This window comes from Lachnospira sp. CLA-JM-H23 (genome assembly GCF_040096425.1).
Taxonomy (GTDB): Bacteria; Bacillota; Clostridia; order Lachnospirales; family Lachnospiraceae; genus Lachnospira; species Lachnospira rogosae.
Genome location: NZ_JBBMET010000002.1, coordinates 49,692 through 62,990 on the forward strand (window position 1 = coordinate 49,692; position 13,299 = coordinate 62,990).

Below are 13,299 nucleotides of genomic sequence, written 5' to 3' on the forward strand. Positions count from 1 at the left end.
ACACAAAATCAAAGGCTTTTCAAAAGTCAATATGTTAATAATTCAATACGTGTTTATTATACCATATTGGCGGTTACAAGTCAAACATTTTAGGGCTGGAAAGTCCTTGAAAATAGCGGGTTTTGTCCCTGCTAAACGGGCTTGTATGGGGTATTAACATTCCTACGAAATATATAAATTTATATATATGCTGGTATGGAGATAATAAGCAGGATTGATGGGGGATAGGCACCACCATTTCTGGTATACCCTTATACGCTAAAAAGGTATCAGACAGAAAAGGAAGTGCAGTGGTGTTTATCAGAGAGAAGAAGACAGACTGTGCCAATTATAGAGAAGTGGACATAATACCACGAACAGAAGCAGCAGAGCAGGCAACAAGAGGGAAGAGGGGCAGAAAGAGAAAGAGCAACGCCCCAAAGCAAAAAGACCTTAACGACAAGAACGCTAAACGCTATCTGGTACAGTTAGGCAATGGCAATTTCAGTATAGGCGACCTGCACACGTCCTGCACATACAGTGAAGAGAACCTGCCGGGCACAGTAGAAGAAGCAGAAAAGATAGTGACAAATTACCTGCGCCGCATAGCGTACCGCAGAAACAAACTGGGGCTTGAACCCCTTAAATACATACTGGTAACAGAATACAAGTACACAAAGGACGGTCAAAGCATTAAGCGTATACACCACCATATCATCATGAATGGCGGACTTGACCGTGACGACGTGGAAATGATGTGGACAAAAGACCGTATCAGCTGGAAGAAGACCAGTGACCCGGAATACAGAGCCAGTATAGAGCAGCTGGGTTGGGTAAACGCAGACCGCCTGCAAATGAATGAAAACGGCATAGAGGGTCTTTGCAAATACATTGTAAAAGACCCGCAGGGCAAGAAACGCTATTCCAGCAGCAGGAACCTTGACCGCCCGGAAGTCACAAGAGAGGACGGCGGGGAGAAGCAGCAGCGTGACCAGAACCATTGGAAGTACAGCCGAAATCTGACAGCACCGGAAGAAAAGTGCAATGATTTTAAGTACAGCAAACGCAAAGTGGAACAGCTGGCAAAGTCACCAGACGGAGGGCTGGAAGAGTTTAGAAAGATATACAGCAATTACAATATCGTATCTTGCGAACCCGTCTATTATGAGCAGACAGGGTGGCATATTTACTTGAAAATGTGGAAAAAGGAAAAGCCAAAAGGCAGAACAGGAGGAAAGAAGCGTGAGAGGAAGAACACCGCAGATACGCCGCATATTAAGGCGAAAGAGGATAAAAAGGGCAATTAAGGCATACGGCAATTACATTGCAGCGGGACTGCTGGCAGTGGTTGTAATTGTGTTTACAGTAGGGGCAGCAGTCAAGCCAGTTGCAAACAGCCTGCCGGAAGACACAAAAAAGCCGGAACCGACACCGCCGACAACGGAAGCAGTGCAGCAGGAGCCGTACCCGTTCAACCTTATGTCCCTTGACTGGTCCGGTGAGGAATTAGAGGGCTGGACAAGATATGAAGTGCCGGAGGACTACGCAGACCACGGCGGGTACTTCCCGGAATGTATGCAGCAATTCACATACATAATTTGCAAGCAGAACGGCGTTGACTATGCACTGGTGCTGGCAATCATTGAAACAGAAAGCGGGTACAGATGGGACGCAGCCAGCAGCGAGGGTTCAACAGGATATATGCAGGTATTGGCAAAATGGCATGAAGAACGTATGCACAGACTGAATGTGGACAATGTGGAAAACCCATATTTCAACATCATGGTTGGTGTAGATTATCTGGCAGAATTGCAAGAGAGGTTCGACACAGAAGCAGAAGTGCTGACAGCCTACAACTACGGTGTTGCTGGTGCTTATGAACACGTATGGAACAAAGGATTGACAGAAACAGAGTATTCAAGAGAGGTGCAGCAGGCGAAAGAAAGAATTGAAAGAAGAATGAGGGGTGAATGGTGATGGAAAATGAAATCAGACTGGGCGACATTATGGACAAGTTGACGCCCAGTGACAGAGTGGTGATATATAACGCAGCCAGACAGGTTGTATACCGTGGATATGCTGCAAACGCAGTGCATGGAACATTGAACCCGCAGCGACGCATTAAGAAAATGGGGCTGGGAATGGAAACATACAGAGCCACGGAACAAATGTGGGACTGGGAGAAAACAGACAGCCTGCCGGAGCAGGTGCCAGTTGAACAATTCACACAATACCGGGTGGAAGACCTGCAACACATTCTGTATATCAGAATTGAACTGAAAAGCGAATTTGAACAGTGAGGGACAGCACATGAAGTGTAAATTTTGCGGCGCAGAAGTAAAGCTGGGCGAACGGTGCCAGTATTGCGGGTCGATAGCAGAAGCGTTCTACTACAAACCAGAGGAACCGCCGGAGGTTGTAGGAAGAAACCAGACAGACCGGAAAGAATACACAGTGCAAAAAGGTGACAGCCTTTGGAAGATTGCACAGAGGTTTTGCGGAAACGGTGCCGCCTGCTATGCACTGGCACACAAAAACGGCATTAAGAACCCGGATTTGATATATCCGGGACAGGTATTGAAGATTTAGGAGGAAAAGAGCATGAAGCAGCAATGGGAACCACCAGAACTGGAAGAAATGCCAGTGGTCATATTATCACTGCACCAGAAATGGTGGCAAAAAATGGCAGCAGGTGAAAAGGTTCTAGAACTGCGGAAGACAAAGCCGCAATGCAAAGCACCGTTCCGGGTGCTGGTATATGTGACAGGCGGCGTGGGAATAGTTGGCGAATTTATTTGCCCGGAAGTTCTGGAAATCAAGAACTTTGAAGAAGCAGAGAGAAAAAGCAAGGTTCCTGCACATGATATTCACAATTATGCAGCAGGCAGCAGGCGCAAAGTGTACGGCTGGGAAATAACAGCTGTCAAAGAATATCCACGAATAGTGACGCTGGCAGAACTGGGAATAAAGCGTGCGCCGCAGTCGTGGCAGTATATGAGGTGACAACATGGGAAAATATTTCAAAGAACCGTCACACAAAATGACGGTAAAACGCAAGAAAGATAAAATCACATACAACTATGACGGAAATCTTGAAGCGACACTTGAAAACAGCAAAAAGGAACTGGAAAAGAAAAGCGAAAGTCAAGAACGTGTTTTCTTATTATGGCAATATCAAAAAGCAAAGAAAGCCCATGAAGCCTACGAAAGACGCATTAACGATTTGAAAGGATTTATAGAACTTGCAGAAAAAGAACTGAAAAAGCGGGAGAGTGCAGAAGAATGAACAAAAACCAGATACAACGTGAAAAGGTCATTGCAAAGTTGGCAAAGATACAAGCCCTTGCAGAACGTGGAGAGGGCGGCGAAAAGGTCACTGCTTTACAGATGTATGAAGCCTTAAAAGATAAATACAGCATATCTGACGAAGAAGTGCAGCAGGCAGTAGCCGTCCCGGTAGATATAACGCAAATTGACTTGAAACAATACTGGGGCATTGTGTTTTCAATGGGTATCATTGCAAACAACCTGCAAGACGAACTGGACTTTTGCAATGAATGTCCACACACCCACACAGAAGAAGACTGCGGGGAGTGTAGCACACACCAGAATATAAAAGGATTGCAGCTGCAATATGAGGAAATGAAACGCAGGCTGGAAAAAGCAGCAATGGAGGTGTAGCACATGGCAGCAAGGAAACCCAGAAAGCCAAAAGCACAGAAGAGCGAATACCCCACATTGCCGGGACAACTGGGATATTTGAACAGTTACTATTGCCCGGTATGCGGAAAGCATTTGTTTTCAGCGTATGACAAGGATTTGCGGAAAGACCGGGAAGACGGCTATTACTTCCATGTGTCCCGTGATTTCAATTATTGCAGTAAATGCGGAACGCTTCTGGATTTGGACGAATGGAAGCGAGAAGAAGAACCAGCGGCAGCAGGTGAAGAACTGACGCTGGAAGATTAGGAGGCGACGGCGGGTGAATGATTTGTTGTATGTGTGTAGCCCATACCGGGGCGACACAAAGCGCAACAAGGAATATGCACGCAAGCTGACACGGGCAGCCATAAACAATGGCTTTGTCCCGGTCACGGTGCATTTATACTTGACGGAAGTTACAGACGACCAGAACCCGGAAGAAAGAAGACGGGGCATGGCAGCGGGAATGAAGATACTTGAAAACTGCAAATACATTCTGATTGGCGACAAGTACGGCGTATCAGACGGAATGAAAGCAGAAATGACACTGGCGGCACTAAAAGGAAAAGTCATGCTGTATGAGCAGGACGGCAAAATATATCTGGTGGACAGCCGGGAAGAAACCACAGGAGGACAAGACAATGAATGAAGAACAGAGAATGGCAGAGGTTGAGAAGTTCAAGAATTACTTTTCGTACATAAACAGACCGGGAGCAGATAAGCTGCTTGCGTGGCTGGAAGAAGCGGGATTTTTCACAGCCACGGCAAGTACAAAGTACCACGGCGCATACACAGGCGGTCTGGTAGAACATACAAACCACGTATACCGCAGATTGGTTCGGCTGGCAGACGAAGAGGACAAAAGACAGGGCAGAACGTACCCGGAATACACAGTGGACACAATCGCAGTTGCAGCGCTTCTGCATGATGTTTGCAAGGTGGACGCCTACAAGGTAGAGAAGAAGAACCAGAAACAGAAAGACGGCAGCTGGAAAGAAGTTGAGGTATACGGATATACAAACAGCCTGCCGCTGGGACACGGTGAAAAGTCAATTATACAGATTATGCGATATATGCAGCTTACGGAAGAAGAAATGCTGGCTATCAGATGGCACATGGGCGCTTTTGATAGCGCAGTAAAGGGCGGCAGCTATGACATGAACAATGCTTTTGCAGGCAGCAGGCTTGCAGCCATGCTTCACATTGCTGACATGATGGCAACACACCTTGACGAAAGGGCAAACGCCAATGAGTAGAACATATTACAGAAAGCGCAGTGAAGCCACAGAGCAGGAAAGAGTTATAAACTGGGCGACGTTCTATGCAAAGGACTTCCCGGAATTGGAATTGCTGCACCACATACCAAACGGCGGTAGCAGGAACCAGCTTGAAGCGGCGAACCTTAAACGGCAGGGAGTAAAAGCAGGCGTGCCGGACTTATGCTTGCCAGTAGCCAGAAACGGAAAACACGGGCTTTATGTTGAAATGAAGTGGGGAAAGAACAAAACAACAGACAAGCAGGACTGGTGGCTGGAACAGCTGCGGCAGCAGGACTATGAAACGGCGGTTTGCTGGACGGCAGAAGAAGCAATGGACACAATAGCGGGTTATCTGGGAGTTATAGAGCAGACAGGAAGAAAGGTGGAAGAGTAAATGGGAGCAATGGACCACACATTGAAACAGACAGTGCCATATTACAGCACCATGAAGCGTGCAGGGGCGTTCAGACAGCCCCAGAAGCCACAGAAGCGGCAGAAGAGAACGACGCTGACGGAATACAGCCAGAACGGGCAGAAAGCCATATTAAAACCACACGTCACAGTCAATCAAGCCGCAAAGAAGCTGTATGACTATGAACGAACCGGATTGTCACCACATGAGGTTGTAAACCTTGTTGAGCAGGTGCAGAACTTGACAAGGCGTGTGAAGAAATACGAAAGCTGGGAAGAATGAACGACGTTGACCGCTGCTTGATATGCGGTGAAGTTATCCCGGAGGGTTCGCAGGTCTGCACCGCCTGCCGCAATAAATACGACATTGTGACCGGGGAAACAGAAGAAATGGCACAAGAACTGCGGGACATAGCAGACGTGCTGAAAATCACAGAGGGCACAGACACAAACATTAGAAAGTCAATGGAAAGCATATTGAGGATTGCAGACAGACTGGAAAGGACAAGCAATGGCAAGAAAAGAAGATAAACAGCCACAGTATTTACCGTTAATCGTAAAAGCAAAGTTACATACTGGCGGCAGGGACTATGAGAAAATCAAAGAGGAATTAAAGGGGCAGGGATTCACCTGCAAGCAAATGAAAGGCATGGTGCGTGAGGGCAACTACTTTGACGGAATAGTGTTGTATTTGTCAAAGTGGAACTGGGACAACCACGAAAGCTGGCACCTTTACAACTGGGACGACAAGGACGACAAAGAAGTTATGCTGGGCATATATGAAGCCGAACAGTACCACCCACAGGCGCCGTATAGATACAGAGATAATTTTGAGAAGTTCCAGAAAGATTGGACAAGCGGAGAGTATGACCCAGGTATGACATTCACTTTCAAGGACAGTGAAGTTGAAGTGCTGGAAGTCCTGCAAGAAGAGGTGGACAACATAGACCACGAAGCAGTCAAAAGGCAGGTGACAGCAGCAGAAGACGCCAAGTACCAGAAGAGAAGAAAACAGCGCCAGCGACGCAAACAGGCGAGCAAGGGCAGCAGATACCAGCGCAAATACTTTTAGGAGGAATAAAGATGGCGAAAATATCAAAAAAGACAATGGAAAATCTGGAAGACATTTTGAACCGTGGTTGCGATTACGCAGCAACACAAGAAGTGGTGACAGAGATTGCAAATGAAGCGCTGAAAGAAAGCGGCTGTGAGTTGTGCCAGTGTGACGACGCCAGCGTGTGCGACTGGGACGGTGACGAAGTATGCACGGTAGAAGATTTTGCAAACATCTTCTGGGACAAAGCAGTTGAGAAAATCTTAAACGTGTTAGCTACGGAGGAATAAAGATGGCGAAAAAGAAGCAGAAGCATTACAGCGGGAAAGAATTGATTTACCGCCGACGGCTGGCACGGCAGCAGGCAGAAACGGAAGAAAAGACAAATAACATAAGAGTGCGCCAGTTGCACCAGATAAACGCCAGCCGCCGGGCTATTGGCTGGGCAAAACAGAAAATGAGGGAGGGCAAGAACAATGATTGCATTTCTGATTGAGGTTGTAAAAGCACTGGTAACATTCTTTGCGGTCTGCGTGGGGCTGGGTATTTTATATCTTGTCTTTGTAGTGGTCAGAGAAGTTGGCTGGGAGGTAAGAAGACAGAACAGAGAGAAGCACGAACAGGAGGACAAAGAGGAATGAAAGCAGAATTTTTCAAGGCGGTGTGTCCGTTAGAGATTGGGGACACCGTAGCAATCAAGGCAACAAAGGACGGAGAAGCAAAAGAAGCACTTTATTTGCCACGGGGCTGCACAGTGATTACAACGGCAGCAGTTGCGCTGCATAAGGTCACAGACATTGCAACACTTCACTATCTGAAAAAAGGTGAAACACAGTTCTTATATGAACTGGACGACTGCGGGAAGTATGAACCATTGACCGTGAAAGTTCCGGTCAGAGAATTTGCAGAAGAACTGAAACGCCGGGGCAGATAATAACAAATACTTACGGAAGTATACAAAATATACAAATATACTTCCGTAAGATTGTGTAAAATGTCAATAGACTTTATACTTCCGTAAGTATATAATAAAGACAGTTAAAGAAGTAAACAAACGGAGGTAACAAACATGACAGAGAGCAGAGAAAAAGCAATCAGAAGAACAAAGAACCTTGCATATTGGTTCATGGGAGAAATGTTGAAAGAGGAAGAAAGAGGGGAGAAAGAAAAAGAAGCATTTGAAAAAGCAAAAGAAACCGGGGAACTGGTAATGATGATAAGCACAGCAGAGAACAATGCAAGAGTTATGAAAAGCTGCATGAAAGAAGCAAGAGAAGCAGCAGAATTTTTGAGAGATGAAAAGAACGATATTGAAGAATGGCAGCTTGCAGGAATTAACGCAATGTTCGACCAGTGCAACAAAGAAAACATGGTGCCATACGATATGCCAACAGCAATAAAAGGGCTTTTGTGTATGCAGTACCGATAAGCATACAAGCACGGGTGGCGCAATGGATAGCGCAGCAGTCACCGAAGCTGCCGGGTGCGGGTTCAAGTCCCGCCCCGTGCATTACTGGGAAAGCAACTATAAATTCATACCAGATACAAGGAGGAATACAACATGAAAGTATTATCAATTATCAATCTTAAAGGGGGAGTGGCAAAGACCATTTCCAGCGTAAACATGGCGCATATTCTGGCAGCAGTAAAAGGCTTCAAAGTCCTGCTGATTGACAATGACAAGCAGGGAAACGCCAGCAAGATTATGAACCGCCACAGCTATGACCACAAGGGAACGGCAGAAGTAATGACGCAGAGGGGCATTGACCCGGCAGAGGTTATCCAGCACACAGACTTTGACGGGCTGGACATTATCACAGCAAACATGAATTTGCTTACAGCCAACCTTGAAGTCATGCTGGACCAGTCCAGACCACAGCAGACCCGCTTTAAGAAGTTTCTTGACGGCTTACAGAATGAATACGACTACTGCATTATTGACAACGCCCCGGACATTAACATTTCAACCATAAATGCGCTGGTGGCTTCTGATGATGTGATGGTGCCTATCACCATTGATGATTTTGCAATAGACGGGCTGGCAGAACTAAAAGAACAGATTGACAACACCCGTGAGGACCTAAACCCGCAGTTGCGCTTCTGCGGCTGCTTTGTCACACAGTACGACAGAACCAATGAAGCAGACACACAGGGCGAAGAGTTCTTGAAGACGCTTGAATATCCGGTGTTTGATACACATATCAGAAAGACACCGAAAATGAAACCCAGCACATTTGAAAGATTGCCAATCATTTTATATTCCCCACGCTGCGGCGCAAGTGCCGACTATAAAGCACTGGTGGAAGAATGGTTGAGAATGTGACCAATTCGGACACGTTAGGAGGGAAAGACAATGGCAGGAGCAGCAAAGAAATTCAACTTGACAGAGTTATTAAACCAGCGGTCAAAGGAAGCTGGGGAGCAGCAGAAAACAGAACAGCAGCAGGCGGCAGCAGGTGCAGAGGTTGTCACGTCCGAAGAGGGCGTGAGCAGCACCGCTGACATTTACGACCTTATACCGTCAAAGGGTAACTTTTACAGCGTAGAGGACGTGCAGGACTTAAAACAGTCTATTGAACTTCTGGGAGTGTTGCAACCGCTTCTGGTAACTGATGAAGAGGAAGACGGCAAACGCCGTATCATTGCAGGACACAGAAGACGGCTGGCGGTCATGCAGCTGGTAGACGAGGGAAAAGAGCGTTTCAGACGGGTTCCAATCTTAATCAAGCCAAAGAAAAACGCCATACTGGACAGACTGGCGCTGATTATGGCAAACCGTTTCCGTGAAAAGACAGACTGGGAGCGTATGACAGAAGCACTGGAAACAGAAAAACTGGTGCTGGAATTAAAAGAAAGCATGAACATTCCGGGCAGAACCCGTGATTTGCTGGCAGAAATTATAGAAACGTCCCCGGCACAGGTTGGAAGATATAAAGCAATCTATAACAATATCATTCCAGAACTGATGGCAGAATTTAAGGCAAACAGAATTGTTGTATCTGTCATTTATGAAGCGTCCGGGCTGCCGGAAGATTACCAGAAGCAGGCAGCAGAGGTATTCCGGGAAAATGAAGTGCTGACGTTATCAGACATTAAGCAGTTAAAGAAGAACTGGGAAGCGTCACAGCAGATACCGGGGCAGATGGACATAAACCAGTTGCAGAAGCAGTCAGAAGAGCAGCAGGCACAGGAAAACACCGCAGATGGTGAAACAGACGTGCAGCAGGAAGAAACAGCCACAGAGCAGCAGCCAGAATATGTTGACCCACAGCCAGAAAGCATGACTTCACTTTGTTACAGCTGTACGCACTATGAAGAGTGCCACGACAAGACAGCAACCGTGACAAACTGCAACGCCTACGAAAACCGCAGAGAAGCCCAGAAAACGGACGAAGAGCGGTACAACGAAGAGCAGGCAGCTATTGACCGGGAAACACAAAAGAAACTGCGTGAAATGCAGCAGGAAGAGAAAATGCAGCACTTGCCGTCTGATGAAAGAAAAGAAAAAACAATCAGAGTATCACCGGACAAAATGAAAGCCGTTGCAATCGACCACACAAGACCATACATGATTTTGAAAAATGACGGTTACAGAGAGGGCGACACAGTGAAGCTGATTGAGTTTGCAGAGGGTAGAGCAACCGGAAACACGGCTGACATGAAAATTATCTGCATGGACGACGACACGACCAGCAGCGCACTTGAAGAGGGCTATTGCGTAATAGCGTTGCAGGAGGTGTAGACGTGGTACAGATTTTAGAACTATTTGGGGGAATTGGTTCCCCCAGATGTGCTTTGCGGAATTTGAACATTCCAACAAAAGCCATTGACTATGTGGAAATAGACGAAAACGCCGTAAGGTCATACAATGCAATGTTTGCGGAAGAGTTGGAGTATAAAACACAATCAGTGGTGGGGTGGAACCTCAAACCAGATATTCTGATACATGGCAGCCCGTGTCAAGATATGAGCATTGCAGGACATCAAGGAAAAGCGACTGCGGAAGCCGGGAGGATAAACAGAGGAAAAGGAGCAGACAAAGGAAGCGGCACCCGGTCAAGTCTGATGTGGGAAACAATACACATTATTCAAAATATGGGCGAATGGAAGCCGAAATATGTTATCTGGGAAAACGTGAAAAATGTATTAAACGGCTACAACAAGAAGAACTTTGAACAATACATAGCAGAAATGGAAAAGCTGGGATATACAAGCAATTATCAAATATTAGACGCAAGGGACTTTGGATTGCCACAGGCACGGGAAAGAGTTTTCACGGTATCGGTGCTGAATGGTGAAAAGTTCGACTTTTCAGACTTAATCAGAACGCCAATGAAAGATATATCAGAATTTCTTCTGGACAATGACGAAGTGCCGCCAGTGTACGACGTGACGCAACCGAGTGTGTACAGTGTGATTGGAGAAAAAGGCATAAGAAGAGCAACGGTGATAAAAGATTTTGCATACACAATCACGACCAGACAGGACAGAACACCAGCGCAGGTGATTGACTGCGGAAACGGGCGTTATAGATATTTAACAGAACGTGAGTGCTGGCGTCTGCAAGGATATACAGACGAAGACTACGAAAGGGCAAAAGCAGTCCAGAAGCGTTCTGGAAGATACAGAATGGCGTTATACAAGCAGGCTGGGAACAGTATTGCGGTTCCCATATTTGAAAGTATGTTCAGAAAGATAATTTTACATGAAACAGCATAGGAGGTGCAGAAAATGCCAATAAACATGACAGATTATAAAATGATTATTCACGAAAGAATATACAATGTTCTGCAAATTATGATTGATTTTGGAAATGAACCAATAGAAGACAGAAACGCACCAAAACCAAAATTTATTGACGCAGTATACATAGACGAAGATGGAGTAATAAGAACCATGCACGACGCAGCAGAGTGCTTCCAGTTCATAAGAAAAATGGAGGTATAGCAGATGGAAAGACCAATAATAATGCTTAATACAGACAATACGCCCGTATTTTGCCGGAACCAGTGTGCAAATACAAAGTGCGCAAAGCATATCACAAAGGCTTATGAGTGCGGCGGGGCGTGTTCCATGCAGTTATTAAGGGGGCAGCCGGAGTGCGCAGGGTACATATCACGGAGGAAGCGCAAATGAAAGAAAATGTTTGCGTAGACTGCAAATATTATGAAAGCTGCGGAAAGCCGGAAAGATACATAAAGTGCATGGGGTACGAAGAGAAAGAGCGGCAGCAGGCAGCAGGAGAACACGCAGTTGACGTGCAAGACGGATAGCAGCCGGGCAAAACTGGCAAAACAAAGAATGGAGGAAAAGCAAATGGCGCAGGCAATGGAAAAAGACAGGGTTATTGAATTGCTGGAATACTATAAAGACATAGACGGGGAGGTGAATATATACAGAAAGATTATAAGTGACTTAACGGACCAATACTACAACCCCATTGGCGCTATACAGTGCGACGGTCTACCAAAAGGAAAAAATAATATATCACGACAAACAGAAAATATGGCGCTTAATATTCCAGATTATGTCAGCGGCGAAATCAAAGAGTATGAAGCAAAGGCGCAGCAGTTACAAGCACTAAAAGCACAGATTTTGCAAGAAGTTTCAAGACTGAAACTGAAAGAAAAGCGCATTATTTTTGATTTTTACATGCACAACCTCAAATGGGAACAAGTAGCGGTACGAAACTCATACAGTGAAAGACAGTGCAAAAATATCAGAGATACAGCAGTTGAAACACTTTCACAGAGGTTTGAAAAGAACCAGATTATTTCACAATTTCAGAGGATTGCATAAGCAATCATTGCCCGCCATTGCCTGCGTTTTACTGGTATAATTTAAGCCAGTGAAGCAGGCTTTAAGCCGTTATAAATTGCACGTTGGCAATAGTGGGCTTTGGGATTTTTTGAATTTACAAAGCCCATAATTTTTTATACTTCCGTAAACCGGAAGACTTGAAAAGAATGAAAACGAACGAAAAGAGGTGAGAAGATGGGAAGACCACGAAACCCGGAACGGGACAAGTCAATGCAACGCTATCTGGACGCAGACGGCAAGATTGAAACAGCGGAACTGGCAAAACTGGCAGGGGTGCCAGAAGTGCGGATAAGAAAATGGAAGTCAGAAGACAGCTGGGACGAAGCCTTGAAAAAGAAGCCTAAAAAAAGGGGTGGACAAAAAGGCAATAAAAATGCTGCGGGAAAAACCCCGGCAAAAAAGGGGAACAAAAACGCTGTCACACATGGAGCATTTGCACAGGCGGGGTATGAAGACATAGACCCGGAGCAGGCGGCAGCAATACAGAACATGGGTACACCGTCCGCACTATCTCAAATGATGGAGGAATTGCAGGCATTATACGTCCGCAAAGCCTATCTGGAAAGCCTGCTGAAAGAGTACGAGAGTAAAGAAGCAGGCGGCTTTTATACTGATAAAATCGTACACATGATTGTGCCAAAGAGCATGGAAGAACGCAGGGAAGAAGAGGACTGCGGCATGGAGCAGGGGCAAGCGACAGACCCAGAGGGCGGCAAAGAGATATACAAAACAGCAATGAAATCTATTATCAAGTCAAGCCCGTTTGATAGAGCAATGAAAGTGGAAGCTGAACTAAACAAGCTACACGGGCGTATCATCAAGCAGCTGGACAGTATCAAGGCGTATGAGTTAGAGGACAGACGCTTACAGCTTGCGGAAAAGCAACTTGAATTGAACAAACAGAAGCTAACGGGAGAATTTGAGATTGACCCGGACGGAAGCACAGAAAACGACGAAATCACAGACGTTGTGGACGACGTTTAATAGGTTCTTCTGGCGGTCTGGAAGCACTGCGGGTACGGCGACGCCCAAAACCTGCCCAGATATAATTTTGAAAATTCCATTTCCGCTTCC

The 13,299-nt window shown here is 46.0% G+C and carries 26 protein-coding genes and 1 tRNA gene; all 27 read left to right on the forward strand.

The genetic code is table 11. The features are described 5' to 3' along the window. Window positions 1-293 precede the first annotated feature (293 nt). Window positions 294-1,286, forward strand: coding sequence for a hypothetical protein (locus WMO42_RS02440; protein WP_349191453.1), 993 nt, complete (start codon window positions 294-296; stop codon window positions 1,284-1,286). Next, a complete protein-coding gene (locus tag WMO42_RS02445; protein ID WP_349191454.1) occupies window positions 1,222-1,956 on the forward strand; it encodes a lytic transglycosylase domain-containing protein in 735 nt (244 codons plus the stop codon). Before WMO42_RS02440 ends, WMO42_RS02445 begins: the two co-directional genes overlap by 65 nt. Continuing rightward, window positions 1,950-2,279: a hypothetical protein gene (locus WMO42_RS02450; protein ID WP_349191455.1), complete on the forward strand. Its 330-nt coding sequence runs from the start codon at window positions 1,950-1,952 to the stop codon at window positions 2,277-2,279. The genes WMO42_RS02445 and WMO42_RS02450 overlap by 7 nt, the downstream gene beginning before the upstream one ends. 10 nt (window positions 2,280-2,289) lie before the next feature. Continuing rightward, on the forward strand, window positions 2,290-2,568 hold the full coding sequence (locus WMO42_RS02455; protein WP_349191456.1) for a LysM peptidoglycan-binding domain-containing protein: 279 nt from the start codon (window positions 2,290-2,292) through the stop codon (window positions 2,566-2,568). Window positions 2,569-2,580: 12 nt separating this feature from the next. Continuing rightward, window positions 2,581-2,982 carry a hypothetical protein gene (locus WMO42_RS02460; RefSeq protein ID WP_349191457.1) on the forward strand — a complete coding sequence of 134 codons (402 nt, stop codon included), beginning with the start codon at window positions 2,581-2,583 and terminating at the stop codon, window positions 2,980-2,982. Between the two features lie 4 nt (window positions 2,983-2,986). After that, the gene (locus WMO42_RS02465) at window positions 2,987-3,265 is read left to right on the forward strand and encodes a hypothetical protein (protein ID WP_349191458.1); all 279 of its coding nucleotides are present in this window, start codon (window positions 2,987-2,989) and stop codon (window positions 3,263-3,265) included. Further along, the gene (locus WMO42_RS02470; protein ID WP_349191459.1) at window positions 3,262-3,660 is read left to right on the forward strand and encodes a hypothetical protein; all 399 of its coding nucleotides are present in this window, start codon (window positions 3,262-3,264) and stop codon (window positions 3,658-3,660) included. Before WMO42_RS02465 ends, WMO42_RS02470 begins: the two co-directional genes overlap by 4 nt. 3 nt (window positions 3,661-3,663) lie before the next feature. Next, a complete protein-coding gene (locus tag WMO42_RS02475) occupies window positions 3,664-3,948 on the forward strand; it encodes a hypothetical protein (RefSeq protein WP_349191460.1) in 285 nt (94 codons plus the stop codon). 31 nt (window positions 3,949-3,979) lie between these two features. Further along, entirely contained in the window at window positions 3,980-4,330 is a 351-nt protein-coding gene (locus WMO42_RS02480) for a DUF4406 domain-containing protein (RefSeq protein WP_349191642.1), read from the forward strand. Beyond that, window positions 4,323-4,937, forward strand: coding sequence for an HD domain-containing protein (locus WMO42_RS02485; protein ID WP_349191461.1), 615 nt, complete (start codon window positions 4,323-4,325; stop codon window positions 4,935-4,937). The genes WMO42_RS02480 and WMO42_RS02485 overlap by 8 nt, the downstream gene beginning before the upstream one ends. Next, on the forward strand, window positions 4,930-5,334 hold the full coding sequence (locus WMO42_RS02490; RefSeq protein ID WP_349191462.1) for a VRR-NUC domain-containing protein: 405 nt from the start codon (window positions 4,930-4,932) through the stop codon (window positions 5,332-5,334). Before WMO42_RS02485 ends, WMO42_RS02490 begins: the two co-directional genes overlap by 8 nt. Then, window positions 5,335-5,634 (forward strand): hypothetical protein, encoded by a 300-nt coding sequence (locus WMO42_RS02495; RefSeq protein WP_349191463.1) that lies wholly within the window; start codon window positions 5,335-5,337, stop codon window positions 5,632-5,634. Further along, window positions 5,631-5,882, forward strand: a complete 252-nt coding sequence (locus WMO42_RS02500; protein ID WP_117469230.1) for a hypothetical protein — start codon at window positions 5,631-5,633, stop codon at window positions 5,880-5,882. Before WMO42_RS02495 ends, WMO42_RS02500 begins: the two co-directional genes overlap by 4 nt. Next, the gene (locus tag WMO42_RS02505) at window positions 5,836-6,423 is read left to right on the forward strand and encodes a hypothetical protein (RefSeq protein ID WP_349191464.1); all 588 of its coding nucleotides are present in this window, start codon (window positions 5,836-5,838) and stop codon (window positions 6,421-6,423) included. The genes WMO42_RS02500 and WMO42_RS02505 overlap by 47 nt, the downstream gene beginning before the upstream one ends. Before the next feature lie 11 nt (window positions 6,424-6,434). Further along, on the forward strand, window positions 6,435-6,695 hold the full coding sequence (locus WMO42_RS02510; RefSeq protein WP_349191465.1) for a hypothetical protein: 261 nt from the start codon (window positions 6,435-6,437) through the stop codon (window positions 6,693-6,695). Window positions 6,696-6,697: 2 nt separating this feature from the next. Next, window positions 6,698-6,901: a hypothetical protein gene (locus WMO42_RS02515; protein ID WP_349191466.1), complete on the forward strand. Its 204-nt coding sequence runs from the start codon at window positions 6,698-6,700 to the stop codon at window positions 6,899-6,901. Next, entirely contained in the window at window positions 6,882-7,046 is a 165-nt protein-coding gene (locus WMO42_RS02520; protein WP_156330523.1) for a hypothetical protein, read from the forward strand. The genes WMO42_RS02515 and WMO42_RS02520 overlap by 20 nt, the downstream gene beginning before the upstream one ends. Further along, window positions 7,043-7,339: a hypothetical protein gene (locus WMO42_RS02525; protein ID WP_349191467.1), complete on the forward strand. Its 297-nt coding sequence runs from the start codon at window positions 7,043-7,045 to the stop codon at window positions 7,337-7,339. The genes WMO42_RS02520 and WMO42_RS02525 overlap by 4 nt, the downstream gene beginning before the upstream one ends. Window positions 7,340-7,474: 135 nt before the next feature. Next, window positions 7,475-7,834, forward strand: a complete 360-nt coding sequence (locus tag WMO42_RS02530; RefSeq protein WP_349191468.1) for a hypothetical protein — start codon at window positions 7,475-7,477, stop codon at window positions 7,832-7,834. 8 nt (window positions 7,835-7,842) lie between these two features. Next, window positions 7,843-7,915, forward strand: a tRNA-Arg gene (locus WMO42_RS02535). 51 nt (window positions 7,916-7,966) lie between these two features. Next, complete coding sequence (locus tag WMO42_RS02540; RefSeq protein ID WP_349191469.1) at window positions 7,967-8,728, forward strand: ParA family protein; 762 nt, start codon at window positions 7,967-7,969, stop codon at window positions 8,726-8,728. Between the two features lie 30 nt (window positions 8,729-8,758). Further along, window positions 8,759-10,147 carry a ParB N-terminal domain-containing protein gene (locus WMO42_RS02545; protein ID WP_349191470.1) on the forward strand — a complete coding sequence of 463 codons (1,389 nt, stop codon included), beginning with the start codon at window positions 8,759-8,761 and terminating at the stop codon, window positions 10,145-10,147. A 2-nt stretch (window positions 10,148-10,149) separates the two neighbouring features. Further along, on the forward strand, window positions 10,150-11,124 hold the full coding sequence (dcm, locus tag WMO42_RS02550) for a DNA (cytosine-5-)-methyltransferase (protein ID WP_349191471.1): 975 nt from the start codon (window positions 10,150-10,152) through the stop codon (window positions 11,122-11,124). A gap of 12 nt (window positions 11,125-11,136) precedes the next feature. Next, entirely contained in the window at window positions 11,137-11,352 is a 216-nt protein-coding gene (locus WMO42_RS02555; RefSeq protein ID WP_250796691.1) for a hypothetical protein, read from the forward strand. 185 nt (window positions 11,353-11,537) lie between these two features. Then, window positions 11,538-11,678, forward strand: a complete 141-nt coding sequence (locus WMO42_RS02560; RefSeq protein ID WP_349191472.1) for a hypothetical protein — start codon at window positions 11,538-11,540, stop codon at window positions 11,676-11,678. Window positions 11,679-11,721: 43 nt separating this feature from the next. After that, complete coding sequence (locus WMO42_RS02565) at window positions 11,722-12,204, forward strand: sigma-70 family RNA polymerase sigma factor (protein WP_349191474.1); 483 nt, start codon at window positions 11,722-11,724, stop codon at window positions 12,202-12,204. 195 nt (window positions 12,205-12,399) lie between these two features. Further along, window positions 12,400-13,209 (forward strand): phage terminase small subunit-related protein, encoded by an 810-nt coding sequence (locus WMO42_RS02570; RefSeq protein WP_349191475.1) that lies wholly within the window; start codon window positions 12,400-12,402, stop codon window positions 13,207-13,209. Window positions 13,210-13,299 lie beyond the last annotated feature (90 nt).

Excerpts from the sequence above, each read along its gene's own strand:
- WMO42_RS02450 (WP_349191455.1), top strand. The coding sequence starts at position 1,950 with ATGGTGATGGAAAATGAAATCAGACTGGGCGACATTATGGACAAGTTG.
- WMO42_RS02455 (WP_349191456.1), top strand. The coding sequence starts at position 2,290 with ATGAAGTGTAAATTTTGCGGCGCAGAAGTAAAGCTGGGCGAACGGTGC.
- WMO42_RS02460 (WP_349191457.1), top strand. The coding sequence starts at position 2,581 with ATGAAGCAGCAATGGGAACCACCAGAACTGGAAGAAATGCCAGTGGTC.
- WMO42_RS02465 (WP_349191458.1), top strand. The coding sequence starts at position 2,987 with ATGGGAAAATATTTCAAAGAACCGTCACACAAAATGACGGTAAAACGC.
- WMO42_RS02470 (WP_349191459.1), top strand. The coding sequence starts at position 3,262 with ATGAACAAAAACCAGATACAACGTGAAAAGGTCATTGCAAAGTTGGCA.
- WMO42_RS02475 (WP_349191460.1), top strand. The coding sequence starts at position 3,664 with ATGGCAGCAAGGAAACCCAGAAAGCCAAAAGCACAGAAGAGCGAATAC.
- WMO42_RS02485 (WP_349191461.1), top strand. The coding sequence starts at position 4,323 with ATGAATGAAGAACAGAGAATGGCAGAGGTTGAGAAGTTCAAGAATTAC.
- WMO42_RS02490 (WP_349191462.1), top strand. The coding sequence starts at position 4,930 with ATGAGTAGAACATATTACAGAAAGCGCAGTGAAGCCACAGAGCAGGAA.
- WMO42_RS02495 (WP_349191463.1), top strand. The coding sequence starts at position 5,335 with ATGGGAGCAATGGACCACACATTGAAACAGACAGTGCCATATTACAGC.
- WMO42_RS02500 (WP_117469230.1), top strand. The coding sequence starts at position 5,631 with ATGAACGACGTTGACCGCTGCTTGATATGCGGTGAAGTTATCCCGGAG.
- WMO42_RS02510 (WP_349191465.1), top strand. The coding sequence starts at position 6,435 with ATGGCGAAAATATCAAAAAAGACAATGGAAAATCTGGAAGACATTTTG.
- WMO42_RS02515 (WP_349191466.1), top strand. The coding sequence starts at position 6,698 with ATGGCGAAAAAGAAGCAGAAGCATTACAGCGGGAAAGAATTGATTTAC.
- WMO42_RS02520 (WP_156330523.1), top strand. The coding sequence starts at position 6,882 with ATGATTGCATTTCTGATTGAGGTTGTAAAAGCACTGGTAACATTCTTT.
- WMO42_RS02525 (WP_349191467.1), top strand. The coding sequence starts at position 7,043 with ATGAAAGCAGAATTTTTCAAGGCGGTGTGTCCGTTAGAGATTGGGGAC.
- WMO42_RS02530 (WP_349191468.1), top strand. The coding sequence starts at position 7,475 with ATGACAGAGAGCAGAGAAAAAGCAATCAGAAGAACAAAGAACCTTGCA.
- WMO42_RS02540 (WP_349191469.1), top strand. The coding sequence starts at position 7,967 with ATGAAAGTATTATCAATTATCAATCTTAAAGGGGGAGTGGCAAAGACC.
- WMO42_RS02545 (WP_349191470.1), top strand. The coding sequence starts at position 8,759 with ATGGCAGGAGCAGCAAAGAAATTCAACTTGACAGAGTTATTAAACCAG.
- WMO42_RS02555 (WP_250796691.1), top strand. The coding sequence starts at position 11,137 with ATGCCAATAAACATGACAGATTATAAAATGATTATTCACGAAAGAATA.
- WMO42_RS02560 (WP_349191472.1), top strand. The coding sequence starts at position 11,538 with ATGAAAGAAAATGTTTGCGTAGACTGCAAATATTATGAAAGCTGCGGA.
- WMO42_RS02565 (WP_349191474.1), top strand. The coding sequence starts at position 11,722 with ATGGCGCAGGCAATGGAAAAAGACAGGGTTATTGAATTGCTGGAATAC.
- WMO42_RS02570 (WP_349191475.1), top strand. The coding sequence starts at position 12,400 with ATGGGAAGACCACGAAACCCGGAACGGGACAAGTCAATGCAACGCTAT.